Source organism: Mesorhizobium japonicum MAFF 303099, from assembly GCF_000009625.1.
GTDB lineage: Bacteria > Pseudomonadota > Alphaproteobacteria > Rhizobiales > Rhizobiaceae > Mesorhizobium > Mesorhizobium japonicum.
Window position 1 is genome coordinate 406,448 of sequence record NC_002678.2, and the last position, 22,754, is coordinate 429,201.

Here is a 22,754-nt window from a genome sequence, read left to right on the forward strand (position 1 = left end):
GCGCGTCTTGACGAATTAAGCGCAGGGCCTAGAGCTTTCCCAGCAATTTCGTTTCCGTCTGAAGGGCAAGCTCATGGCATCTGTGGCATTTCTCGGTCTTGGCGTGATGGGCTACCCCATGGCCGCGCACCTCAGGAACAAGGGTGATCACGACGTCACCGTCTACAACCGCACCAAGACCAAGGCCGAGCAATGGGTCGACCAGCATGGCGGCAGCCTTGCGGTGACGCCGGCAGACGCAGCTAAGGACAAGGATTTCGTCTTTTCCTGCGTCGGCAATGACGACGATCTGCGCTCGGTGACGACTGGTCCCGAAGGCGCCTTCAAATCGATGAAGAAAGGTTCGGTCTTCATCGACAACACCACTGCCTCGGCGGAAGTCGCGCGCGAACTGGCGGCAGCAGCGGAGGCAGGTGGATTTTCGTTTCTCGACGCGCCGGTCTCCGGTGGCCAGGCCGGCGCGGAGAACGGCGTGCTGACCGTCATGGTCGGCGGCGATCAGGCTGCCTACGACAGAGCGAGGCCCGTTATCGATGCCTATGCCCGCATGGTCGGGCTGATGGGGTCGGCGGGCGCTGGCCAGCTCACCAAGATGATCAACCAGATCTGCATCGCCGGGCTGGTGCAGGGCCTGTCGGAAGGCATCCATTTCGGCAAAAAGGCCGGGCTCGACATCGAGAAGGTGATCGAGGTGATTTCCAAGGGTGCCGCCGGTTCCTGGCAGATGGAAAACCGCCACAAGACGATGAATGCCGGCAAATATGATTTCGGCTTTGCCGTCGACTGGATGCGCAAGGATCTTGGCATCTGCCTGGCGGAGGCCGACCGCAACGGCGCCAAGCTGCCGGTGACCGCGCTTGTCGACCAGTTCTACAAGGATGTGCAGGCCATGGGCGGCAAGCGCTGGGACACGTCCTCGCTGCTCGCGCGCCTGGAGAAGTAGGGGGCCATGTCCCTGCCCGCCCCAGACTGGACGGCGCACGACATCATCGCACATCTGCGCTCAATCGGCACCGACGAAAACCGCGCCGGCATGGCGCGGTTCGGCATCAACATCGCGACCGCGCTTGGTGTCGGCAATACGGATTTGCGGCCCTTGGCGCGCAAGCTGAAGCGCAATCACGAACGATCCCTGGCGCTGTGGGCCAGCGGCATTCGCGAAGCACGGCTCGTTGCGGCTTTCACTGGCGAATCGAAGAGGATCACCATCGAGGAATGCCGCCGCTGGGCCGGCGATTTCAATTCCTGGGAAGTCGTCGATACCGTCTCCGACCTGTTCGTCGACACGCCGTTCTGGCGTGCGCTGATTGAGGAGTTTGCGGGCGACGAGCGCGAATTCGTCCGCCGCACGGCCTTTGCCATGCTGGCATGGGCGGCCGTGCATTTGAAAAAGGAGCCGGACGCGACGTTCCTGTCCTATCTACCATTGATCGAAGTCCACGCCGGCGATGAGCGCAACTTCGTCAGGAAAGCAGTCAACTGGGCGCTGCGGCAGATCGGCAAGCGATCGATGAGCCTGCACACCCCTGCCCTGGCGCTGGCGCAGAAGCTTGCCGACTCCCCAGACAAAACCGCGCGCTGGATCGGCAAGGATGCTGTGAAGGAATTGTCGGATGCCAAAACGCTCGAACGCCTCGCCAGCAGAAAAATTTGACCTCGCCAACATCCGCTTCATCGAGGTGACGCCGGCAACACGCGGCAGCTTTGAGACCCTGTTCGAGCAGCCGGGTGCGCCAAAATACTGCTGGTGCATGGCCTGGCGGCACTCTGGCCGCGAGCACATCCAGAACGATGAAAAGAAGCGCCAGATGATGGCGCGCATCGATGCCGGAGCCCCGGTCGGCATCGTCGCTGAGATCGACGGCAAGAGCATTGCCTGGTGTTCGGTCGCTCCGCGCGACACCTATCGCAGGCTTTCAAAGCGGCAGGATGACAGCGAGACCGGCGTATGGTCGATCGTCTGCTTCTATGTGCCGAGGGCTCTGCGCGGCGGCGGCCTTGCCTCGGCCTTGCTCGATGCAGCCATCGATCATGCCTTCGCCAAGGGCGCGCGCATCATCGAGGCCTATCCCGTGGCCGAGGCGTCGCCGAGTTACCGTTTCATGGGCTTTCGCGATATGTTCGCGTCGCGCGGCTTCCGTGAGGTCGGCATGGCCGGTTCTCGCCGACATGTGATGCGGCTCGAGCATTGACGTCATTTGGCATGGCGTCTTTACTCGCCTCCAAAGGGAGCGGCCATGAACCATTTCACGTCAATCACAGGGCTCGCGGCCGCGCTGTCTCTCTGCGCTGCCGGCGCCTCGGCCGAGACCATGCACATCTTCTGGAAGGATTTGCGCCCGGCGACCCAGTTAGCCGGCTATGCATTGCCGGTCGATCGCGACGGCGATCTCGTCTATCAGTTCCTGCTGGTGCCATGGACGGGCGCATGCAGCCACATGCCGACGCCGCCGCCCAATCAGATCGTGCTGGTCACGCCAGCCCATCCCTACAAGATGTCGCAAGCCTACCAGTCGGTCGCCGTCACCGGCGCCCTGAAGCCGGACATCGAAAAGAGCCAGCTGTTCATTCTGGATGGCGTCAGCGTCATCCAGTCCGGTTATAGCGTGCGCAAAGCGGATGTGATCGGCGTCGACACCGTGCCGGACACTGTCACCCTGCCGGTGAACTCGCCCTGGAGTTTCCTCAACAAGAAGAAGAACTGAGCGGCGCCGCCCGCTCAGGCGGCGTTGGCGCCGGATTCCTTGTCCAGCACCATGTAGTCGAGCGGGATTTCGGTCGTATACTTGATTTGCTCCATGGCGAAGGACGACGACACGTCACGGATTTCGATCTTGGCGATCAGCCGCTTATAGAAGGCGTCGTAGGCGGCGATATCAGGCACCACGACGCGCAAGAGATAGTCGACGTCGCCGCTCATGCGGTAGAACTCGACCACCTCGGGAAACTCCTGGATGACCTCGGAAAAGCGGCGCAGCCATTCGTGGCTGTGCGAATTCGTGCGAATCGAGACGAAGACGGTGACCCGCACATTGACCTTCTCATGGTCGAGAATAGCGACGCGCCGCTTGATGACGCCCTCCTCCTCGAGCTTCTGGATGCGGCGCCAGCAGGGCGTGGTCGACAGGCCGACTTTCTTGGCGACATCGGCAACCGCGAGTGTAGCGTCCTCCTGTAGAAGGCGGAGAATTTTTCGGTCAAGGCGGTCCATTAGAGGCTCCTGAGGAATAGTTTGGCTATATTCCCCTTTATTCGGGGCTTTCACAAGAAAGAAATTCTGCCAATCGCCATGAAAGCGAGTGATTTCTTGCTGAATGTCTAACCGAGGCGATAGCGGATTTCCGAGCGCAGGAAAGGCAGCAAATCCATTTCAAACCACGGATTCTGCTTCAACCAGCCGCTGTTGCGCCAGGATGGATGTGGCAGCGGCAGCACTTTTGCGCCGACGGAATTCTCCCAGATGGCGCGCCAGTCCATCACCGTTTCCGTCAGCGAGGGCCGGCGCGCGGCGGCCATATGCCAGGACTGCGCGTAGATGCCAATCGTCAGCACCAGGTCGATCCGCGGCATCAGCGCCATCAAAGGCGCACGCCAGGCTGGCGCGCATTCGCGCCTTGGCGGCAGGTCACCACCCTTGGCATCCTGGCCGGGAAAGCAGAAGCCCATCGGCACGATGGCGAATTTCTCGATGTCGTAGAATTCGTCGCTGGTCACGCCGAGCCAACTGCGCAGGCGGTCGCCCGAGGCATCGGTGAACGGCATGCCCGACAGGTGCACCTTGGTTCCCGGCGCCTGGCTGGCAATCAGGATGCGGGCGCTGGACGAGGGCCGCAGCACCGGCCTCGGCTCATGCGGCAGCGGCTTGCCGACGGGATTTTCAACGCAGATACGGCAGGCCCTGACCGTTGCCGCGAGGCTGTCCAGTTCCACGCTCAAGCGGCCGCACTCGGCCGGCTGGAGATCGCCTGATGCCAGCGCAGCACGTTGGTGCATTCCTCCGGCACCTTGATGCGCGCCGGCTTCATGAAGTCGATCGCGATCAGGCCGGTGATATCCGCAATCGAATAGCTGTCGCCGGCGGCGAATTCCCGGTTCGCCAACTCGCCGTCGAGGAGTTTCAGGAATTCGATTGCTTTCGGCTTGTTGGCCTCGCCCCATTCGGGGATCTGCGGGATTTCCCATTCCTTCATGGCCGGATGGATATGGCGAAAGGCCTGCGCGACGCAGCTGAGCAGCTTGAACTCCATCCGCCTCTGCCACATCTCGACCTGTGCCTTGCCCAGCGCGCCGCGCCCGAACAGGGCCGGCTCCGGATGCAACTCCTCGAAATAGCGGCAGATGGCGACGGATTCGGTGATGACGGTGCCATCGTCAAGCTCCAACACCGGCAGGCGCTGCAAAGGGTTGCGCGAACTCACCGTTTGGCCTTTGTGCTCCAGCGCGCCCATGTCGACGGACACCAGCGGAACCGCGATCCCCTTTTCGGCGAGGAAGACACGTACCCGCCGCGGATTGGGTGCCCGGCCACCGTCGAAGAGCTTCATATCGATCCTCCCTTTCCTTCCAAGCCGATACACCTCACCAGAAGCGAAAAATCTCCCGCACGGCGTCGCCGATCGACGCCAGCGTGCCGTGTTTTCGCTCCACGACCTCGCCGTGATGGCTGTCGCGCCAGTCCTGCGGCTGATCGAACGTACCCGCCCAGATACCGACCTTTGCGGCGCGGGCGGTTGCTTCCTCGCTTTCGAAGTCGCCAAAGGCAACCGCCCATCCCGCTTCGACCTGAGCGCGGTTGAGGTCGGTGCCGCCGGCCTTGCAGTCGCCAAGCAACCGGCCGTAGCGATCCCGCTGCCAGCCGCTGCAGGTGACGGGCCTGCCGGCGATCAGGCGCACCAGCGACTGGCGCGCAAGCGTGCCGCAGGCATAGTCGACGCCGTTCCTGCGGCAGGTCTGAGTGTATTCCGGAGCGTCGATGCCGCGCATGCGGATGCGCTCGGTGCCGAGCGTGATCGAATCGCCGTCATTGATGATGGCCGCGCCTTGCGTCTGACGCGTCTCCACCCGATCCAGGCGCGCCGCCAACAGGATCAGCAGCCCCAGAATGATGATGGTCAGCCCATAGTCCAGCACCTTGCGCCACAGGCTCCTCGGGCGCGGCGCCGCGTACCGCCGGCGCGATCTCGGCGACCAGGAACGGCTCATATGGCAAACGGTTGGTTAATCATTCGAACGTAGCTTAACACCTTGAAATCGCTGCGCGCATAAATTGAAGTTTTTGATGCCCTTGCAACGCTCGAACACAGCGGACAAGTTCATTGTGGACCGCAGGAAACCCCATCGCAACAGCGATGTGGCGCGCGCGGTGCGCAAGACGCGCGACCGTCTTTCGCAGCAGGCCGGCAATCCCGATTTCGACCGCGAATTGTTGAAACTCCATGCCGGCGCCATGACAAGCGGCGCCGTGGTGATCCCGTTGCTCGTCCTGGCGATCGCCGCTGCCGGCTGGCTCGCCGGCGTCGGCAACGAGATCGGGCTCTGGGCGTTGTTCACGCTCACTTGCTATACGATCGTCGCCTTCATGGCGCGACGCATCGAGCGCACGGAAGCGTCCGAGCTTAACCCCTTGCAAACGCGACGGGAATTCCTGGTAGGCCATTTCCTTTGCGGCCTCGGCTGGGGCTGGTTCGTCGTGCTCGGCTGCGGCGCCTGCGCGGTCGACCAGTTTCCGGTGGTCAAGGCGGTGGTGCTGCTTCTTGCCATGGCCGGGACGGCGCTCATGGCCTCATCGCTGAGCGGCGCGCTGCTGGCGACTTTCGCCGTACCGGTGGCGCTCTATGCCTATGTCGGTACCAGGCTGTGGATGCCGGTGGAGGCGATGATGGCCGGGCTGCTTGTCCTGTCGCTGCCTTTCTTCGTCTATGTCGCCCGTCAGCTCAACCGCGCCTCGCTGATGCTGTTGTCGTTCCGCTCCGAAAAGGATGCGCTGATCGCCGAGCTGGAGACAGCGAAATCCATGTCGGACGAGGCGCGGCGGCGGGCCGAGGACGCCAATCTGGCAAAGTCGCGTTTCCTCGCTTCGATGAGCCACGAATTGCGCACGCCACTCAACGCCATTCTCGGCTTTTCCGAGGTTATGGCGAACGAGGTGCTGGGGCCTATGAGCAATCCCACCTATCGCGATTATGCCCATGACGTGCATGATTCCGGCCAGCACCTGCTCGACCTGATCAACGAAATCCTCGATCTGTCGCGCATAGAAGCCGGTCGCTACCAGCTCAACGAAGAGCCGGTGATGTTGCTCAACATCGTCGAGGATTGCTGCCATATGATGGAGTTGAAGGCGCGCAACAAGGATATCCGCGTCGTCCAGGATTTCGAACAGACATTGCCGCGGCTGTTCGCAGACGAGCGCGCCGTGCGCCAGATCACGCTCAACCTTCTGTCCAATGCCATAAAGTTCACCGCCACCGGCGGCGAAATCCGCGTCCGCGTCGGCTGGACGGCGGGCGGCGGGCAATACATCTCCGTCAAGGACAATGGTCCGGGGATTCCCGAGGACGAGATCCCGGTCGTGCTCTCGGCCTTCGGCCAGGGCTCGATCGCCATCAAGAGCGCCGAACAAGGCACCGGGCTCGGCCTGCCGATCGTGCAAGGCCTGCTTGCAATGCATGGCGGCGAGTTCGAACTTCATTCCAAACTGCGTGAAGGCACGGAGGCGATTGCCATCTTCCCCCTGAGCCGGGTGATGGAAGAACTGCCGGCGTTGCCGACCGCGGCGGTGGCGGCGCGACGGCGGTAACGGACCTCGTCAGCGTCCGATGTGCCTTGCACCTAGATCCGAACCGCCGCCGCCATGCCTGAACTGGTTAGCGCCGCCGCCTTGACCAGGCCCGCGCCAAGTGCAGCCCCTGCCCCTTCGCCATGGCCTATGCCGAGGTCGAGCAGCGGACGGAAGCCAAGCAGCTCGGCGGCCCTGGTATGCGCGGGCTCCGGCGACAGGCTGGCGAGAAGACAATGATCCAGGGCCCCAGGATTCGCGGCATAAAGCACCGCCGCGGCAGCCGTTGTGGCAAAGCCGTCGAGCAGCACGGGAATCTTCTGCATCCGCGCGGCGAGGATGGCGCCGGCTATCGCGGCGAACTCGCGGCCGCCGACCCGGCGCAGCACTTCCAACGGGTCGTCGAGATGGCCGTGGTGAAAGGCCAGCGCCGCATCGACCACATCCGCCTTGCGCGCCTGCATTGCCGCGTCGGCGCCGGATCCCGGGCCAACCCAATCGGCACCCCTGCCTCCGAACAGCGCGGCAAACAGGGCGGCGGCGACGGTGGAATTGCCGACGCCGAGATCGCCGAGGCAAAGCAGATCGGTGCCGCCGGCGATCGCTTCCATGCCGAAGGCCATGGTCGCCGCGCATCCGCGCTCGTCAAGCGCGGCATCCTCTGCGATGTCGCCGGTCGGGATATGCAGGGCAAGATCGAACACCTTCAATCCCAGATCATAGGCAATGCAGATCTGGTTGATCGCCGCACCGCCTGCCGCGCAAAGCTCGACCGCGTTGGCGGTTGCCGCCACCGGGCGCGGCGAAATGCCATGACGGGTCACGCCGTGATTGCCGGCAAAGACCGCCATCAACGGCCGTGTCACCGCGGGCGGAGACCGGCCGCTCCAGGCGGCAAGCCACGCGGCGATGTCCTCGATGCGGCCGAGCGAATGCGCCGGCTTGTCGGCCTTGGCAAACAGCGCGCGCACGCGCGCTTCGGCTTTGAGATCGGCTGCCGGCATATTGTCGAGCAGGTTGCGAAAATCGTCGAAAGGCAGAGCGCTGGTCATGTCGTGAGCAATCATTCCTGGATTTGGTGAGCGGCATAGCTGCGTTGCGTGATCGGCACAACCTCTCCCAAACATCCGCCTTGATTGCCGCAAAGATGGCCCGGGAAGGCGCGATCGCGAGGGCTTGCATTGGCTTTGCCGTTGCACCATGTGTCGGTGGAAGAGCGGAGTCCGCATGGATCCCTCGAGAGAAAGTCATGACGGCCATCGAATCCCCCTGCATCCTGGTCTGTTCGATCGATATGAAAACCGGCTTCTGCTTCGGTTGCGGCCGCACCCGCGAGGAAATCGGCGCCTGGATGGGAATGACGCCCGAAACGCGCCGCAATGTGATGGCCGAACTGCCGGCCCGACTGGAAACGGTCGAGCGCCGGCCGCGCCGCGAAACGCGCCGCACCCGCATGGCGCGCGAACGCGACGCACTCTAGGGCAGTTCACCGTTTCACGGAAACGGCGAACCGCTCCAACTCTTTGTTTTAACGCAATTCTTATGGGAAAACCCGTCACGCTTTTCCTGGAATTGCTCTAGCGAGGAACGGATGAGCAGCCGACTGTTCTGGATTCTGATGGCGGTGATCGGCGTGGGAGCGGCCCTGCTCGTGCTCAATGATTCCGCCGGCAGCACGCTTGGCGTCGAGAATTACGATTTTGGCCGGCTGATCTGGCTTGGCGCCTTTGGTGCCCTGATCGGCGCCGGCTTGCTGCGCTCCGGCCGCCCGTTGGGCGACATGGCCCGCAATTTCGGCGCCTGGGCGGCAATCGTGCTGGCGCTGATCGCCGGCTACCAATATCGCTACGAACTGCAGGACATCGCCAGCCGGGTGACCGCGGGCCTCGTTCCCGGCAGCCCGCTGGCGCTTGGCGTCGAGGACGGCCACGCTACAGTGACCCTCGACAAGGCTGACAACGGCCATTTCGAAGCGCGCATCCTGGTCAACGGCAAGCCGGTCCGGGCTGTTGTCGACACCGGCGCGACCAGCACGGTGCTGACGTCGGAAGATGCCCAGGCCGCCGGCTTCAACCCGGCAGCGCTCAACTACACGATACCGGTTTCGACAGCCAACGGCATGGCGCGCGCCGCGGCGGTCAAGACCGATGCGGTGGCGATCGGCGGCATCGTGCGCAAGGACATGCCGGTGATGGTCGCGGCACCCGGCATGCTGAGCCAGAGCCTGCTCGGCATGAATTTCATCGGCTCCTTGTCAGGCTTCGACGTGCGCGGCGACCGCATGATCCTGCGGGACTGAGCCTAGGCCGCTTCGGCGGCCGCTCCACTGAATTCGACGGCGGCGAACGCCGTCTTCAGCACGTCAGGCCCGGCGCCGGGCCGGTTTGCGTCGGTGGACAGGATCTGACGGTAGCGGCGTGCACCGGGCAGCCCATGGAACAGCCCGACCATATGGCGGGTGACATGGCCGAGCCGCCCGCCCTGTTCGATGTGGCGCGCTGCATAGTCCGCCATGGCATCGATCAGCGCGGCGAAATCGAACGCCTCAGGCTTCGCGCCGTAGAAGCCGGCATCAACGCCGGCCAGAATGCCTGGCGTGTGGTAGGCGGCGCGGCCGAGCATGGCGCCGTCGACATGATCGAGATGCGCCCGCGCCTCTTCAAGTGATTGAATGCCACCGTTGATACCAATGAATTCGTTCGGTTTTTTGGCTTTCAGCCGATAGACCCTGTTATAGTCGAGCGGCGGGATGTCGCGGTTTTCCTTGGGGCTCAGCCCTTCCAGCCAAGCCTTGCGCGCATGCACCCAAAGCGCGTCGGCGCCGGCGTTGAAAACCCCATCTGCCAGCGCATCAAGCGCCGGCTCCGGATTCTGCTCGTCGACGCCGATGCGGCACTTGACGGTAACGGGTATTGCCACCGCCGCCTTCATCGCCGTGACGCAACCGGCGACGAGGTCAGGCACTTTCATCAGGCAGGCGCCGAACGTGCCCGATTGGACGCGATCGGACGGACAGCCGACATTGAGGTTGACCTCGTCATAGCCGAAGGCTTCGCCAATGCGCGCCGCCTCGGCAAGTTTCGCCGGATCCGAGCCGCCGAGCTGTAGCGCGACCGGATGTTCCGCGTCATCAAAGCCGAGCAGCCGTTCGCGCGCGCCATGGATCACAGCATCGGCCACCACCATCTCGGTATAAAGCAGTGCACGGCTCGTCAGCTGGCGATGGAAGAACCGGCAATGCCGGTCCGTCCAGTCCATCATGGGTGCAATAGCCAGTCTATGGTCTTGATATTTCAACATTTTTTCTTCAAATTGTTAGAACCTGCCAAGTGCACACGAATTTACGCCAGAATGCGACCCTTTCGCCACGTTTCGATCTCTCAGCGCGCACGGGGCGCACACGAAAAAATGGCCACCTAAACAAAGCTATCGTCCGGTTCCTGGCGTATCCAAGTCCATCGCAAAGGTCGCTACGTCAGCGGGACCTTCCTGCGCCGAGACGATGCACGGCGTTGGGCGACCCAAAACCGATAGCGCGCCTGAAACCTTTCGGCGAACTCATCGACCCTCATATCGACGACATGTGCGACGTAGGCAAGTCCCCCGCAGTTCGCGAACGGCGCGACCATCACCGTGCCCCACGGCATTCGCCAATAGATGCAATTCCTCGATTGCTGCCCTTACTGCCCTGTTTCCAGGTCCAGTCCATGGCGCACATCTCTCACATAGCGCCTATCTTGTGGCGATCCCCCGTCTACAATCAATGATTCTGTCAAAGAGTGCCTGTATTTGATTGTGCGCTAATATACGTTTTCGGCTAGGTAGGCACTGGGGCTATCGAATCAGACGAAGGAAATTGGATGGCCACTCTCCACTACGCATCAGGCGGATCAGCGACGGACGTCGCAACCACCGGGTTCAATCTTGTCGACGTTTCATCCGTGGACGAACTCAACGCCTTGCCGGCTGGCACGAAAGGTCTGGTCTGGCTCGATGAAGCCAATGGCGCGACCTCGTCTTTCATTCAGAAAGTCACGCCCTTCATCGGCAATCCGAATGTGTTCGGCTTCTTCCTCGTCGACGAGCCCGATCCCACGGGCAAATGGGGAACCTATGCCACAGCCGACAATCTGAAGGCGGACCAACCTGCCCGGCGCCAAGACCTTCATCACCATGATGAACATGGGGTCTTCGGCTGATCCCGATTTTTCAAACACTTTCAATCCCGCCAACACGCATATCGACTATTACGGCGTGGATCCCTACCCGGTGCGCACTGGCACAAGCACCGTCGACTACAACATGATCGACAGGACCGTGGCGGCGGCGGTCGCCTCGGGCGTTCCGCTCAGCCAGATCGTTCCGGTTTATCAGACGTTCGGCGGCGGCAACTACACCACCGATACGGGCGGCCAATATGTCCTTCCCAGCGTCGCCCAGGAGCAGACCATGCTGGACCACTGGGCCAAGGTGGCGCCATCGCCCGCCTTCGACTATGCCTATGCCTGGGGTTCTCAACAGGGCGACACCGCGCTTGGCAACTCGCCGGCGCTGCAGGCCTTGTTCCAGCAACATAATCTCAGCAGCGCCGCAAGCGGCCCTGCCACCCCTCCCCCGAGCACCTCTGGCGCCTCCAGCACTCCTAGCACTCCTAGCACTCCCAATACCCCCGATACCCATGTGAGCCTTGGCACCGCTAGTACACCGAGCACTCCAGTTGTCGCCAACCCCAGCGATGGTAGTCATCATCACACCAACGGTGCCGATTTGATCGACAGAACCGACGGCGTCCATCATGTCCCCAATGCCAACCACTGGGTGACAGAGTCGGCCGGTGGCCCCGGGCGCAGAGGACTCGCCTCACTGGCCGATGTCGGCAGCGATGCCTTCGCATTCAATACTGCTCTTACGGCCGGGAGGGCCGACCGGGCTACGGACTTCAGCCAACAAAAGATTCATCACGACCACGCTTTGGGGCTTCACACGGGCGCTCCGCCAAATGGCGCTCTCTTCGCCGGCATGGGCACGCATGATGGTAGCGACCATATCATCTATAACAGTTCGACCGGTGCGCTCTCTTTCGACGACCACGGCACCGGAGGTGCGCATCACATAGAATTCGCCCATTTTCCTGGTGCCTCTATGATTTGAAAGGGCCTTTAGAACGGCCAACATTGACCGAAGCCTCGCAAATCGCTCTTCGACCAAGTCTGTGACCCTTGAAGAGCGTTCGAGAAGATGGTTGGGCGCCTCTGCATGGAGCCGTTCGCTGGCGAAGGCGCAGGGCAACCCGGACGGAGGCTCAGGTTTGCCGCACGACCGGGCTTGGGGCCCTTTCGCGACCGTTCTTTGGCCTTTCGTCGAGCCTCACCAGACGCGCTTCCTTGTAAGTCGCCGCCTGGAGATTGCCCTTTCGATAATTTCGAACGGATCGTAGACAATCGCCATAGCCGGTTGGATTTGGACGACAACCCTGCCAGCCGAACCGGGCTTGCCGACCACAACTCGCGATCGGCCGTGCGCGCACTCGTTCTATCAGTCGCCAAGTCTTCCCCCGCGGTGCCCCATCATCATCCGGGAAGCATACATCGTGGGCGAGCGCTTACCCGGCATATTGGCTTCGAGAACGATCTGCTCGACGAACCCCTGGTTCGTTTCGAATTCAATGCACTCGTCGAGCTTGTCGACAATCCAAAGCATGTATCTATCCGCCACACTCGGCTGATCATTTTTCTTGTCATAGCCGCAATCGTCGGCTGGAATTTCTTGAGGAAAGGCGGAGATCAACATGATTTTTGGTTTTGGTAGATCATAGCAATGTCCTTCATAGGAATAACCCACAATAATACCACAAGACAGCAATTTTCTTTCCCTTGCCGCCTCTTCGATTGTTAATAACGTTGATAAAGCAATTTTTCCAAAATTTCGCGTGTCGAGGGCAATTTGGTACGACATTCCTACAGGCCATGGAAATGGCGGCGTGGTAATAAGTGTTTTGAATATTTCTTCGTCAGATAATATATTTTCTCCTGCAGCTCTTAAGCCTTCTAATATTTTATTTATTTCAGCATTTGCTTTTTCATCTTTTTTGAGGTCTCCAGTAGACATGTTTGAAGAAATACTTGTGTTCTTTGTGCCGACGGCCTTTGTGCTCCCTGGGAACACGAGACCGCCACTCCCGGGGATGCCGTAGAGCCTTACTTGGCTGGCGTTATATGCGCCACCGGGAAAAGTCAGTGTCGGTCGGTGAAAATCGTCACTCATGTTGTTACTCCTCCGTTGCAATCACCAGTTCATAATATTTCCCGCCACCTGAAGTTCTCCTCGAAGCTTGCCGCCACGGCCGGGCGGATGCGGTCGGACACTTCGATGATGGTGGAGGCTGCGATTGCGAATGTGAGATGGTCGGCATCGAGGCGCGTCCACGCGCGCGCGAGCGAAAGCGCGACATCGTCGCGCGCCTTGATTAGCTCGGTCTTGAAAAGGAAGGGACGGGCCCGGAACGCATCGCCCGTGAAGTTAGAGATGCGCCGCATATCGGCTTCACTAACCTGCCTGATGTCGAAGCGAAGCAGGCGCTCGTCGGCCAGGCCCTGCCGCACCAAGCCGGCATGGTAGAGATCGACCAGGGTATCGAAGATCGCTCCCGTGAATGGGCGAGACCGGTCATGAATCTCTTCGGTTACTTCCGTCATCTTGCGCGAGTTACTGGCAAGGCGGATCTGGCGGTCGCCCGTCAGTTCGCCGATGCGGTTGAGCTCGTTGAGGACAAGCAGGTTTGCCTGGCTGTGCCGTAACAATCGATCCATCCCGCTGTCGAAATGCAGGAACGAAAGCAGCGAAATAAGATCGGCGTTGGCTTCGTGGAACGGCCCGAAGTCGCCGTCCTGCAGGCCTTTCGTGGGCACTCCGAAGAGAGAAAAGAGTATTGAGTGACCCATTTCATGCGCGATCACGTCGAAGTTGAGGGCGTACGGATGGCCGCGCCCGTCGGCTCCACGCTCGCGGCCAAGCTCCAGATAGCCATACCCCGATTGCGCATTCTCCCAGTCAATCCAGGGAATGATCTCAAGCCGCTCGTATGTTTCGGCGAAGTACCAGACAATCGGTTTGCCCAGATAGCTTTCCCAGATGTCCAGCACCCGACTCGCAGCCGCGAACGCATGCGCTGCCAGGAACTGGCGCGAGTGAAGAGAGAGGTTGTCGAAATGACCATCAAAGCCGGGTTCGGCTGGTGGGAAATACGCGCCGACGAAGGGCGGCAGGTAGGGATACTCGTACGGCTGCTTGGCCAGCACGGGATCACGCACGTATATACGATGATCCTCCGGGCCTGGATGGATCAAACCAGGCGATGTTGAAATCCAGACCACCTCAGGTTTCTCGTAACCAGAAACGTAAGGCGCTTGTGGGTATAGCAGGAAGCGCGTTCCGGCCGACATCCCCGCCCGACCGGCGACATCAAGCGCGTTCAACTGCGCGGCCCCTCTCATAGTCTGCGACACTAGCACGAAGCCTGTACTTCGTAAAATGCACCAAGTATCAGCGGCAACTCTGTCGTCAGATTGCTAACCCGGCGTCCTCCAAATCTTGGACGAACCCGACCGTCATTCTGAAATTTTTCAATTCCGCCGGCACCAATGCATTTTCGTGCATAAATTGCAGAGCTGACAGTGCGTCGCGCTTCTTTTGCTGAACGAAAGCTCCTGCGAGAATTTGCCGGCAGGTTTGCAAGTCATGGTCACCGGCTTCCGGCAATGCCTCGCGGACCATTCGCGACAGCGTGCGTTCCCGAAAATTGAGGTTCCGGGCCGCACTCTCGAGCTTTCCGGACAAATCGGTGGAGATCAGGTTCCGCCTCCAAGCAACGCGGACGGTCATTCGTAAATCAACCAAAGCGTGCGTTAGTGGCGAGAAATTCACCGCCTTCGGACCATAGAGCACTGCCACTGCGTCATCAGGCAGGACAGCAAAGCGGCGGTACCATCGGTAGATAAGGCCAACGCCGTGCATGTATGGGTAAAGCTCCGCGGCTCGCAAGGCTCCCATGCTTCCAGCACCTATCACCGGGATGCCCTGGCTGATCGCCCACAGTATCTCCTTGTGCCTCACTGCCGGCTCAGCCTGGAAAGCGCCATCTATGATGACAATTGCAGCGGGGTCATAACGTTGCACCGCAGCTACGATCGAGCCTTGCACCGCGGGCGCCAGACAGATCACGTCGGCCACCTGCTGTGCCTCTGCATGCGATAGCGTAGGGCCGGTGAAAACGAGCCGAGGTCGCATCCGCTCACTCCACCAAAGGGTACAATTGGGGGATAACCATCCTGACGACCGACAGTCGGTTCCAAGGGCTGGTGTTTAGACGGATCAGATACACGGCATTGATTCCGCTTTCCTCCAATCTCGCGAGAAGGCTGCCACGCAAGGTCTGTCCGCCCGCCGCTCGATAGGCACGCTGGCGGGCGAAGCTCACGTCCTTACGGCCGCCGGTGATCAGCTGGCGGTGCGCCTCGATAAGCTGCCAGTCGGGATATCTCGGATAAGACGCCCGGGTCATGTCATCGCGCGCACCCGAGATCGCCGCAAGCCGCGCCTGCGCCGCCTCGCGAATCGCTTGGACGGCAGCTGCCGCCGGATCGAATGCAGCGGCCGAGCCATCGGCTGGCAGATGGAGCAATGCCGTCTCGCGAGGATTGCTCTCCATCAAATGGCACCAAATCACAGGCAGGCCAACAGGCGATGGCGCAAGCCAAAGGCCGACGATCATGTCTTTTCGTGCAAGTTCACCCAATAGGGCCAAGACCCTTGCGTCATCGATGGTCGCTGGATCGATTCGCTGGTGTTGCAGAAAACCATGGGTCTGGAGAGCGCGGGCGATCGCATCACGTTCGACGCACTCCAATATGCCGTGTGTGATGGCGTCTGTTTCATCAAGCGCGGCCGCCAGTCCGGTTGTCGTTGGCGTGAAAATTCCGTCACAGGGGCTGGGCGGTACGAGATAGGCCGTGTGCACCAATTCCAGCGGAACGAAGTCGCATTTGCCCCCCAGCAGGTTCTCCGCTGAGACCCAGGCCGTATCCTTGTCGCGCCAATCAGCAAACGTAGGCTCTCGCAGCCAAGTTTCATATCGCCCGGAGGGTATCTCGAGCGACTTGGCCGAACCGTGGATGACGTCAAAATATTCGATGCGCTCTGCGAAAAACCCTTCAGCGGATTCCAAAATTGCCGATATCGCAGCGCGGGCCAGGCTGACGCCCTTTCCCTGCGCGACCGCGTTTGAAAGCGAGAACGGCCTCGTTGCCTGCACGACCGGGATGCCAACACGGTCCAGGCCGGTAATGTCCGCAATACGGGTGATGCCCAACGCTTGTCGCATCGACATCAGATAGGTCAGCGCTTCGTCTGCCGGAGGACCAACGCGCTCATAGTGTTCCACTATCGGCCGGCCCGCAGTTCCGGCTCAGGGTTCACGATCAGCGGCTCGCCGGGCTCAACCGACTTCCTTGCCGCTTCGACACGGTCGTTGTAGCTCCGAAGCAGCCCGGGCGAGAGATTTGACGCGCTGAGCGTCTCGTAGGCCGCGATGAGGATGGGAACGGCATTTTGCTCGGCTGCAGTATTGAGGCTCTGCTCAAGGGCAGCTGCCACCCGGCCGGCCGGCGCCCTGTCAAGGACGAGAAGTTGTGCAATTCGCCGGTGTAGTTCCGCCAGCCAATATCGGCTGCCACCCGCCTCGGCCTGAGCCACCGCCGAATGAAGCAGGGCAAGCGCGTGACTGATCGCACCCGAGCGGGCGAGAAGTTCTGCCAGCATGCCGCAATAGACTGGCTCGTCCTCGGGTGTCTGCACTTGTCCATGCAGGCCGAGGCCCTCGCGCATCTTGTCCTTGCCCCGCTCAAGCTGGCCAGCGTTGCCATCGCACCAGCCCTCGAAGATTTGTGCCGAGACGACTAGCGAAGGCAGGTGATGAAGCGCGGTCAGCTGTCGCAGATCCTCAATCACGTTACGCAACGAAGCGAAGTCGCGGCGATAGCAACTCAGCATCGCGTCGTTGATACAGGCATGCGCAATGCTGCTGACATGGCCAGTCCGCTGCGCCCAGCGACGGGCCTCCGACATGGAGCGGAGAGCGCTCGTTGCACGTCCCGAAAACCACAGCGACAGTGCACGATGCGCCAAGCCGCACACGCGCGCGTCGTGCCCCCCAAAACGCGTGGCATTCGCGTGCCCCTGGCCCACGTCATAGAGCGGCAATCCAGAATCAATCGCGGCTATGCATCCACCATGGTCTCCGCGATTGAAATCGACTGCCCATAAGCAGTGCCTAGCCTGAAGCTGAATCTCGGGGTCGTTAACCTCCTTTAGATCACTGACGACGGCCTGCGCCCGCTCGCCATCAACGACCGAACCCGTGAACCACCAACCCCAATAGATTGGGAACCATTTGGCGCGCTCCGCTATCGGCCGACGCCGTGCGATCTTTACGCCTTCGTCATAGAGCATGCGGGCGTGCTCGGAATTTGGCCCTTCGACGGCGGTCAGTATCGGCCCGAGCGCCACCATCGCCGAGAGCCGCAGCGCATCCCGTTTGTCATGATCAGAAACTTGCCCGCAAAGCGCAATGGCATGCTCGAGCAGCTGCCTTGCCTCAGCCATGGCCGAGCGGGACGAGCTTTCCATGCCGGCATTGACGAACTCGCCGATCGCTTCGTCAAGCAGGCCTGCTCGCTCAGCATGATCGGCAAGAGCTGCCGTTGTTAGCCAGCCAACGAGGCTGCGGTTGCGGCTAGCCACCGCATAAAGACGCCGATGCAGAGTCTGACGCCGTTTCCGCAGCGTTGCATTATAGATCGTCTCTTGGATAAGCGCATGCCGAAATGCGTACACTGTTGCTGCTGCGTGCCTGGCGCGTACGAAGCCTGCCTCAACCAGGGCATCGAGCGCCGCAGAGATTGTGCCTGGGTCAAATTCCGGCAAGAGCGCCGACAGCAAGTCCAGGCTGAATCTGTTGCCGGCGACGGCGGCCGCACGCGCCACCTCGCGGGCGCGGCCGAGAGGCTCCAGCCGGGCATCTAACACTGTTTCCAACACGGCCGCGCGGCCGAGCGAAACGCCTTGTGGCAGTTGCTCTGTACCGCTAGCGGCATTCTCCGCCATCCATTGGCAAACCTCCTCGATGAACAGGGGTACACCGCCGGTGACGCGCTCGACCAACTCTTTCAGCTCAGGCGCAGGCGCTGGCTTGCCTTGAGGCCACATCGTTGCGATTGCCCGCAACGTGTCAGCATGCTCAAGGGGAGCGAGCAGGACATGCTTGCTTTTTTCGTCTAGCCAGACGCCAGATTCCGGCCTCGTCGTTGCGATCAAGAGCACGGGGCAACTAGGAACCAGCTTTGCAAGTTCACCCAGCAGTTGCTTCGACGTCAGGTCGATCCAGTGAATATCTTCAACGATCAGGATCACCGCGCCACTGGCGCACGTTGCTTGTAACGCATGGCGTGCAGCCCATTCGGCCTTCTCCCGGATCATTTCCGGATCCATCTCATGGAAACTGGACCTCACGCCTTCCACACCGAGCAGGAAGGAAAAGATGTCGACGACTTCGGGGTCGTGAACGCCATGTGCGGCGAACACCTCGGCCACAAGCGCAGGGGTGAGTGCACGCTCGCCGTCGTCGAAATTGCCCAGCATCGCCTGCCGCAGTGGATGCAGCGTCGAACGCGAGTCGCCTGGCATACATTGGAAGAGGAGCAACCTGTTGCGTTGGAAGCGGGTTCGCCGGCGCACCTCGTGCAGGATGCGCGACTTGCCAATGCCGGCTTCGCCCTCGATCACGATGACCTGGCCACGTCCCGAAACGGCTTCATTCCAACATTCACGTATCAACTTGGCCTCATCCGTGCGGTCGATCAAGGGGCTGGTGAGGCGTCCGAACGCGAAGAAACGGTCTACACCCCGCTTGTGGCTCAGCGCCTGCCAGACCTGCTCGGGTTGCGCGAAGCCTTTGATGACGTGAGAACCGCAGAAGCTAAATACGTGTGAACGCCGTGTCAGATTGCGTGTCTCGTTGCACACGACGACAGTATCTGGCCGGGCGATTGCCTGCAGCCTAGTTGCCAGCGCAAATGCAGGGCCGGTTACCGTGTCCTGCGCTACACCGGTGTCGCCCTTCAGGATTAGCGTCATCGAGGTCGCCACACCGACCCTCACATGTAGGTCGCTCCTCCCTTTCTCCGCGGCAAGGAGCTTGCACGCCCTGACGATCTCAAGTCCGGCGCTGATCGTCAGCGACGCCGCATCCTTCGCACCCAGATCGACTGGGAACACAGCGACGCCGCCGTCGCCGACCTCGACCCTCACGGTTCCGGAGCACGATACGATCGCTTCCTTGGCGGCCATTTGAAACGCCAAGATAAGTTCCTCAAAATCTTCGATGCCGAGCAGGCCGAGCAACTCGGTGGAGGCTACGAGATCGTAACAAAGGGCGGTTAGAACGCGCCGTTCATGACGGGCTCCGACGGCGTCGTCCATCAACCCCCTGCCGATCGGAAGGTGCGAGCCAGTCCCCGCGCTCGGAACATCAACTCGGCTCTTATGCGACATGTCACCCTCGCTGACAGGGCATACTATCAAAAGTATGACAGAGCACAAATTACAGAGCGGCGATCGCCGGAACGTGCGACGGCTGCTCAGGACCTCTCGCCTGTGGGTTGGCGGAACTCAACCCCAAATTCCAGAGGCAGACATGCGACGGCCTAAGCCCAGACGTCCCGGCAAACGCAACATCCAGCGCCGTCGCCACCGCGATCGGAGTTGGCAAAGCCGGCCGGACTCGGTCGGAAGGCGGCGCCGGCGAAGAAAGGCCCTGTGAAGCGAAAAGCAAAAATAGTCCCACCCCTAGCACGCAAGCCTTAATCGCGCTTTGGCAATCACGCCTTGTAAGAATGCGGCCGACCTCATAGTCCATCCGGTAAACCCAAACCTTTCGCGCCCACCTCCTTGGCGTAAGCAAGATTTCGCACGTTTGCAGGTCCAACGCCCACCACTTGCGGCCGTTCCTATACTGAGCAATACTGCTCTTGGAGAAGTGCGGGTTGTTGGGGGTGTACTATGCCAATTTACGATGTAGCAGAGATGCGTCTCGATCGAATTGTTAGGTCGAAGGCAGTCGAAGCATGTAGTCCAGACGCGGCTGCATTGATCATGAATTCACGCAGATCAATCTCCCAAAAATGGGAGAAAGATTGGGTCCGGGTGACTGACGAAAATGATGGGCGAGTATTCGCTTACACAATCGCCAGGCGCGAACGGATGACCGACGATAAGGAGGTCGACGATCCATATGTGTGAGGTGCGGCAGACCTGAAAAGCGGGCCGCCCGTCGGACGCCATTCCGGGCAACCTCCAACGGAAATTTGCCAGTTCAATGATCGGATGACGTGGCGAAAACTCGCCGGGGCCGCTAATAGGGGGACGACGGACTTCGTGAGACATTGCTTAACCGTCAGTTTTTAAAGCAGGAGCATGGCCGACACCAAACCGTCGCCCGCAACTGTAGAAATCAGCCAATCCTTGGGCGAGTGGGTTGTTACGATCGTAACAGCGGATGGTCACACCTATTCTAGAGCCTTCGAACGTGAGTCCGATGCCGTCGCTTTCGCTGTGAATCAGCGTTTGCACCTGGGATTGCAACTTCCGTCGCCCGACCAGTCGCCCTGAACCGGCACCTTGCTTACGCCTTTGTCCTCTTGGGCTGACCAAGGGTCAGGAAGCCATCCCTTATCAGGTCCAACGCGTCGAGCGCGTCTTCATCCAACAAGTTTGTCAAGGGCACTCCACCCACGCGCACAACCTTGTTGTTGTCTATGTCGTAGACCTCCCAGAGCCCATCACTGACCCTTCGGATTGCGTGCCGTCTCTCCATAAGGGGTCTCTAATAAACGAGTCACCGAAGCGCCAGCAAGAAAACTCGATCCAAAGAGTTAACGGTGGAAAACCATGCTCGCTTTGGCGACAAGGCTGAACCGAAGCCCGCCCGAGACAGTTTTGCCCCGTCCGAGGCGGGCTGTGGAAGCGCGCTCGGCACGAGCCTTTTCGATCGTCGCGAAGCCTTTGCCTCCTGCCGGTTCCGTGCGGTTTCCGAAGATCGCGGGTGGCGGGTTTGCTGCTGATCAGACGATGCGCAACAGCTCGCGCAGGCGGACCGGTAATCTGGGCGAAGCCTGTAGCTCGGCGCAGCTCGCCTCCCATTGCCGCAGATATTCACCAATGGCCAGGCCGCTGCGGCCGGGCCAGCGGTTGAGTGCCCCCAGCGCCTCGATGCAGTCCGGCGCGCGGTCGTATTCGGCGAGGATGGTCAGCGACATAGCCTGGGCGAACGGATTAAGGGCGGGCATTTCGATCTCGCCGCGATGATCGGTGAACCACGCCGCGGCGTCGCGGGTGAGCCCCTGGCTATCGGCGAGAGCCGTATAGCGGTCGATGATATCCTGGCGGTATCGGGCGATGGCATCGCCGAAGGCGTTGTCGCCGGCGAAGGGCGGGGCCTCCTTCCAGCTTCTTGCCAGACGCCCGAGCCCGCGCAGTGAGTGGGCCTCCACCATGGCCTCCTCGAGCCATTGGCATGGCGGCGCCGGCCTGGCGTCCGGTTGCCAGCTGTTGCAGAGCACATGGCCGAGCTCGTGGCCGAACTGGTAGGCGAGCTTCGACCAGTCCCGCTCGCCGATGTCCACGATGATCCAGGCCATGCTGGTGCCGTCCGGATGCAGCCAGATGGCCGGCGTGCCGGAAGTGTGTTCGTCGACACGCAGCCGCGTCGGCTGGCGGTCGGAGACAAGGCGGACGCCGTCGAGGCAGGCATGCCGCATTCGCTCGACGACCTGATCAGCCGCACCCTCAAGCATGCGGCCCCAGTCGCCGGCAAGCTCGATGGGCGCGGTCAAGAGGGTTGGCTGTGGGCGGGCCGAGGGAGTTTTAGGGCGCATGGCTGCGTAGGCTTTCCGAGAGCGGCTCAGCAGCGCAGCTGGTGCCAAGCTGGTAGCCAACGAGACGGCCGCAAGTATACTGAACTTTCGCCTGTTCGTCAGCTTATGCTCCTTTGTCCAAACATACCCATCGAGGTGTGGTGCGGAGCGCGCGATCGCTAGACTTACCGCAACCCCACACCCATTGAACAACGCGTAGGGTGGTATGTAATTTGCTAAGTTGCCTTTGCAGCGACGACGAGCATTTGAATCGGTAATGGCACTGGTCATGCACCGATTTGCGCCATGTCCCACAGACACATCGCCTTCGATGCGTAGTGTTCCTCCGGCATAATCAGGAGTGGCAGCGGCAACGAGAATGGCGGTTGCTGTAAGTTGAGAAACCCGAATCCGCCCGTTTCCCGCGCAATGTCCTGTGCCGAGGTCGAGTGGCTTGAGGTGAACAGCCAGCGCGCGCCGCATTTTTTGAAGTTGCGAAGCGCGCGCCAGATGTCGGGTTCGGTCAGATGCTGCAGACAGTCGCGTGAAAAAATGAGGTCAACGTTCGGCAGTGGTTCAACAGCCAGATCGAGCACGTGAAATTCGCGATCCGCATATCGCACACGGTTCGTTTCGATGACTTCTGGAACAATGTCGCAACCGATGTAGTGCATTTTGCCCAAGTCGACGAAGCGCATCCAGTTGAAGTCGCCGCAGGGCGCATCAAGCATGGACTTCACATCCAGTGCGCGCAAAAGCATCGGCAATACGGTTCGCACGCGATGCGTCGTCGCGTACGCTGAACCGAGCCCGGAGCGCGATTCCGCGGAGCCCCACTCGTTGCTTTGGTAAATGCGCGCGAAAGCTTCGCGGGAATCATCAGGCGTGCCTTGCGTCATCGAATGCACCTCATCGACGCCGGTGACGTGCTCGATCCCGATTCCAGCCGCATTGATTGAAAACGGAAAAGTCGTCAAGCACGCTTACTGGAAGGGAATAGGGCACTATGC

General features: G+C 60.9%; 22 protein-coding genes. 9 read left to right on the plus strand and 13 right to left on the minus strand.

All coding sequences use genetic code 11. The features are described 5' to 3' along the window. Positions 1-73: 73 nt before the first annotated feature. From MAFF_RS03310 to MAFF_RS03325, 4 genes are read left to right on the plus strand one after another with little or no spacing between them, the layout of a single operon-like run. Entirely contained in the window at positions 74-943 is an 870-nt protein-coding gene (locus MAFF_RS03310; RefSeq protein ID WP_010909472.1) for an NAD(P)-dependent oxidoreductase, read from the plus strand. Positions 944-949: 6 nt separating this feature from the next. Then, complete coding sequence (locus MAFF_RS03315; protein ID WP_010909473.1) at positions 950-1,654, plus strand: DNA alkylation repair protein; 705 nt, start codon at positions 950-952, stop codon at positions 1,652-1,654. Then, a complete protein-coding gene (locus tag MAFF_RS03320) occupies positions 1,614-2,192 on the plus strand; it encodes a GNAT family N-acetyltransferase (RefSeq protein ID WP_010909474.1) in 579 nt (192 codons plus the stop codon). The genes MAFF_RS03315 and MAFF_RS03320 overlap by 41 nt, the downstream gene beginning before the upstream one ends. Before the next feature lie 45 nt (positions 2,193-2,237). After that, positions 2,238-2,705, plus strand: a complete 468-nt coding sequence (locus MAFF_RS03325) for a DUF3299 domain-containing protein (protein WP_010909475.1) — start codon at positions 2,238-2,240, stop codon at positions 2,703-2,705. 14 nt (positions 2,706-2,719) lie between these two features. Here the strand turns inward: MAFF_RS03325 and MAFF_RS03330 are convergent, their stop codons facing one another. The 4 genes from MAFF_RS03330 to MAFF_RS03345 all read right to left on the minus strand — a co-directional run bounded on the left by MAFF_RS03330 (position 2,720) and on the right by MAFF_RS03345 (position 5,202). Continuing rightward, positions 2,720-3,211 carry an Lrp/AsnC family transcriptional regulator gene (locus tag MAFF_RS03330; RefSeq protein ID WP_006205209.1) on the minus strand — a complete coding sequence of 164 codons (492 nt, stop codon included), beginning with the start codon at positions 3,209-3,211 and terminating at the stop codon, positions 2,720-2,722. 107 nt (positions 3,212-3,318) lie between these two features. Beyond that, a complete protein-coding gene (locus MAFF_RS03335) occupies positions 3,319-3,993 on the minus strand; it encodes a uracil-DNA glycosylase family protein (RefSeq protein WP_010909476.1) in 675 nt (224 codons plus the stop codon). Then, entirely contained in the window at positions 3,933-4,544 is a 612-nt protein-coding gene (locus MAFF_RS03340) for a glutathione S-transferase (RefSeq protein WP_044547640.1), read from the minus strand. Before MAFF_RS03340 ends, MAFF_RS03335 begins: the two co-directional genes overlap by 61 nt. A gap of 34 nt (positions 4,545-4,578) precedes the next feature. Further along, a complete protein-coding gene (locus MAFF_RS03345; RefSeq protein WP_032930292.1) occupies positions 4,579-5,202 on the minus strand; it encodes a thermonuclease family protein in 624 nt (207 codons plus the stop codon). Between the two features lie 76 nt (positions 5,203-5,278). On the opposite strand from MAFF_RS03345, the gene MAFF_RS03350 reads away from it, so the two are divergent. Next, on the plus strand, positions 5,279-6,799 hold the full coding sequence (locus MAFF_RS03350) for an ATP-binding protein (RefSeq protein WP_010909479.1): 1,521 nt from the start codon (positions 5,279-5,281) through the stop codon (positions 6,797-6,799). Positions 6,800-6,831: 32 nt separating this feature from the next. Here MAFF_RS03350 and MAFF_RS03355 read toward each other — a convergent pair whose 3' ends face one another. Beyond that, a complete protein-coding gene (locus MAFF_RS03355) occupies positions 6,832-7,830 on the minus strand; it encodes a nicotinate-nucleotide--dimethylbenzimidazole phosphoribosyltransferase (protein WP_010909480.1) in 999 nt (332 codons plus the stop codon). A 197-nt stretch (positions 7,831-8,027) separates the two neighbouring features. Between MAFF_RS03355 and MAFF_RS03360 the strand changes: the two genes are divergently transcribed. After that, the gene (locus tag MAFF_RS03360) at positions 8,028-8,258 is read left to right on the plus strand and encodes a DUF1289 domain-containing protein (RefSeq protein ID WP_010909481.1); all 231 of its coding nucleotides are present in this window, start codon (positions 8,028-8,030) and stop codon (positions 8,256-8,258) included. 111 nt (positions 8,259-8,369) lie between these two features. Continuing rightward, complete coding sequence (locus MAFF_RS03365; protein ID WP_010909482.1) at positions 8,370-9,077, plus strand: TIGR02281 family clan AA aspartic protease; 708 nt, start codon at positions 8,370-8,372, stop codon at positions 9,075-9,077. Between the two features lie 2 nt (positions 9,078-9,079). Here MAFF_RS03365 and dusA read toward each other — a convergent pair whose 3' ends face one another. Beyond that, positions 9,080-10,078: a tRNA dihydrouridine(20/20a) synthase DusA gene (gene dusA, locus MAFF_RS03370; protein ID WP_010909483.1), complete on the minus strand. Its 999-nt coding sequence runs from the start codon at positions 10,076-10,078 to the stop codon at positions 9,080-9,082. A gap of 560 nt (positions 10,079-10,638) precedes the next feature. Between dusA and MAFF_RS40495 the strand changes: the two genes are divergently transcribed. Then, positions 10,639-10,977 (plus strand): hypothetical protein, encoded by a 339-nt coding sequence (locus MAFF_RS40495; protein ID WP_010909485.1) that lies wholly within the window; start codon positions 10,639-10,641, stop codon positions 10,975-10,977. After that, positions 10,952-11,929 carry a hypothetical protein gene (locus tag MAFF_RS03375; protein ID WP_010909486.1) on the plus strand — a complete coding sequence of 326 codons (978 nt, stop codon included), beginning with the start codon at positions 10,952-10,954 and terminating at the stop codon, positions 11,927-11,929. The genes MAFF_RS40495 and MAFF_RS03375 overlap by 26 nt, the downstream gene beginning before the upstream one ends. Positions 11,930-12,313: 384 nt before the next feature. On the opposite strand, the gene MAFF_RS38975 is transcribed toward MAFF_RS03375, so the two are convergent. The 7 genes from MAFF_RS38975 to MAFF_RS03415 form a co-directional block, all read right to left on the minus strand. After that, positions 12,314-13,042 carry a hypothetical protein gene (locus MAFF_RS38975; protein WP_157865900.1) on the minus strand — a complete coding sequence of 243 codons (729 nt, stop codon included), beginning with the start codon at positions 13,040-13,042 and terminating at the stop codon, positions 12,314-12,316. A 29-nt stretch (positions 13,043-13,071) separates the two neighbouring features. After that, positions 13,072-14,271 (minus strand): hypothetical protein, encoded by a 1,200-nt coding sequence (locus tag MAFF_RS03385; RefSeq protein WP_044547641.1) that lies wholly within the window; start codon positions 14,269-14,271, stop codon positions 13,072-13,074. A 67-nt stretch (positions 14,272-14,338) separates the two neighbouring features. Further along, complete coding sequence (locus tag MAFF_RS03390; protein ID WP_244420710.1) at positions 14,339-15,007, minus strand: TfuA-like protein; 669 nt, start codon at positions 15,005-15,007, stop codon at positions 14,339-14,341. Positions 15,008-15,068: 61 nt separating this feature from the next. Beyond that, positions 15,069-16,217, minus strand: coding sequence for a YcaO-like family protein (locus tag MAFF_RS03395; RefSeq protein WP_010909490.1), 1,149 nt, complete (start codon positions 16,215-16,217; stop codon positions 15,069-15,071). After that, the gene (locus tag MAFF_RS03400; RefSeq protein ID WP_052292078.1) at positions 16,217-19,312 is read right to left on the minus strand and encodes an AAA family ATPase; all 3,096 of its coding nucleotides are present in this window, start codon (positions 19,310-19,312) and stop codon (positions 16,217-16,219) included. The genes MAFF_RS03395 and MAFF_RS03400 overlap by 1 nt, the downstream gene beginning before the upstream one ends. Positions 19,313-20,952: 1,640 nt before the next feature. Continuing rightward, on the minus strand, positions 20,953-21,723 hold the full coding sequence (locus MAFF_RS03410; protein WP_193364003.1) for a hypothetical protein: 771 nt from the start codon (positions 21,721-21,723) through the stop codon (positions 20,953-20,955). A gap of 308 nt (positions 21,724-22,031) precedes the next feature. Then, positions 22,032-22,721, minus strand: a complete 690-nt coding sequence (locus tag MAFF_RS03415; RefSeq protein ID WP_048894772.1) for a class I SAM-dependent methyltransferase — start codon at positions 22,719-22,721, stop codon at positions 22,032-22,034. Between the last annotated feature and the right edge of the window lie 33 nt (positions 22,722-22,754).

Coding starts and splice junctions, on each gene's coding strand:
- MAFF_RS03310 (WP_010909472.1), top strand. CDS start 74: ATGGCATCTGTGGCATTTCTCGGTCTTGGCGTGATGGGCTACCCCATG.
- MAFF_RS03315 (WP_010909473.1), top strand. CDS start 950: ATGTCCCTGCCCGCCCCAGACTGGACGGCGCACGACATCATCGCACAT.
- MAFF_RS03320 (WP_010909474.1), top strand. CDS start 1,614: ATGCCAAAACGCTCGAACGCCTCGCCAGCAGAAAAATTTGACCTCGCC.
- MAFF_RS03325 (WP_010909475.1), top strand. CDS start 2,238: ATGAACCATTTCACGTCAATCACAGGGCTCGCGGCCGCGCTGTCTCTC.
- MAFF_RS03330 (WP_006205209.1), bottom strand. CDS start 3,211: ATGGACCGCCTTGACCGAAAAATTCTCCGCCTTCTACAGGAGGACGCT.
- MAFF_RS03335 (WP_010909476.1), bottom strand. CDS start 3,993: ATGCACCAACGTGCTGCGCTGGCATCAGGCGATCTCCAGCCGGCCGAG.
- MAFF_RS03340 (WP_044547640.1), bottom strand. CDS start 4,544: ATGAAGCTCTTCGACGGTGGCCGGGCACCCAATCCGCGGCGGGTACGT.
- MAFF_RS03345 (WP_032930292.1), bottom strand. CDS start 5,202: ATGAGCCGTTCCTGGTCGCCGAGATCGCGCCGGCGGTACGCGGCGCCG.
- MAFF_RS03350 (WP_010909479.1), top strand. CDS start 5,279: ATGCCCTTGCAACGCTCGAACACAGCGGACAAGTTCATTGTGGACCGC.
- MAFF_RS03355 (WP_010909480.1), bottom strand. CDS start 7,830: ATGACCAGCGCTCTGCCTTTCGACGATTTTCGCAACCTGCTCGACAAT.
- MAFF_RS03360 (WP_010909481.1), top strand. CDS start 8,028: ATGACGGCCATCGAATCCCCCTGCATCCTGGTCTGTTCGATCGATATG.
- MAFF_RS03365 (WP_010909482.1), top strand. CDS start 8,370: ATGAGCAGCCGACTGTTCTGGATTCTGATGGCGGTGATCGGCGTGGGA.
- dusA (WP_010909483.1), bottom strand. CDS start 10,078: ATGTTGAAATATCAAGACCATAGACTGGCTATTGCACCCATGATGGAC.
- MAFF_RS40495 (WP_010909485.1), top strand. CDS start 10,639: ATGGCCACTCTCCACTACGCATCAGGCGGATCAGCGACGGACGTCGCA.
- MAFF_RS03375 (WP_010909486.1), top strand. CDS start 10,952: ATGATGAACATGGGGTCTTCGGCTGATCCCGATTTTTCAAACACTTTC.
- MAFF_RS38975 (WP_157865900.1), bottom strand. CDS start 13,042: ATGAGTGACGATTTTCACCGACCGACACTGACTTTTCCCGGTGGCGCA.
- MAFF_RS03385 (WP_044547641.1), bottom strand. CDS start 14,271: ATGAGAGGGGCCGCGCAGTTGAACGCGCTTGATGTCGCCGGTCGGGCG.
- MAFF_RS03400 (WP_052292078.1), bottom strand. CDS start 19,312: ATGGACGACGCCGTCGGAGCCCGTCATGAACGGCGCGTTCTAACCGCC.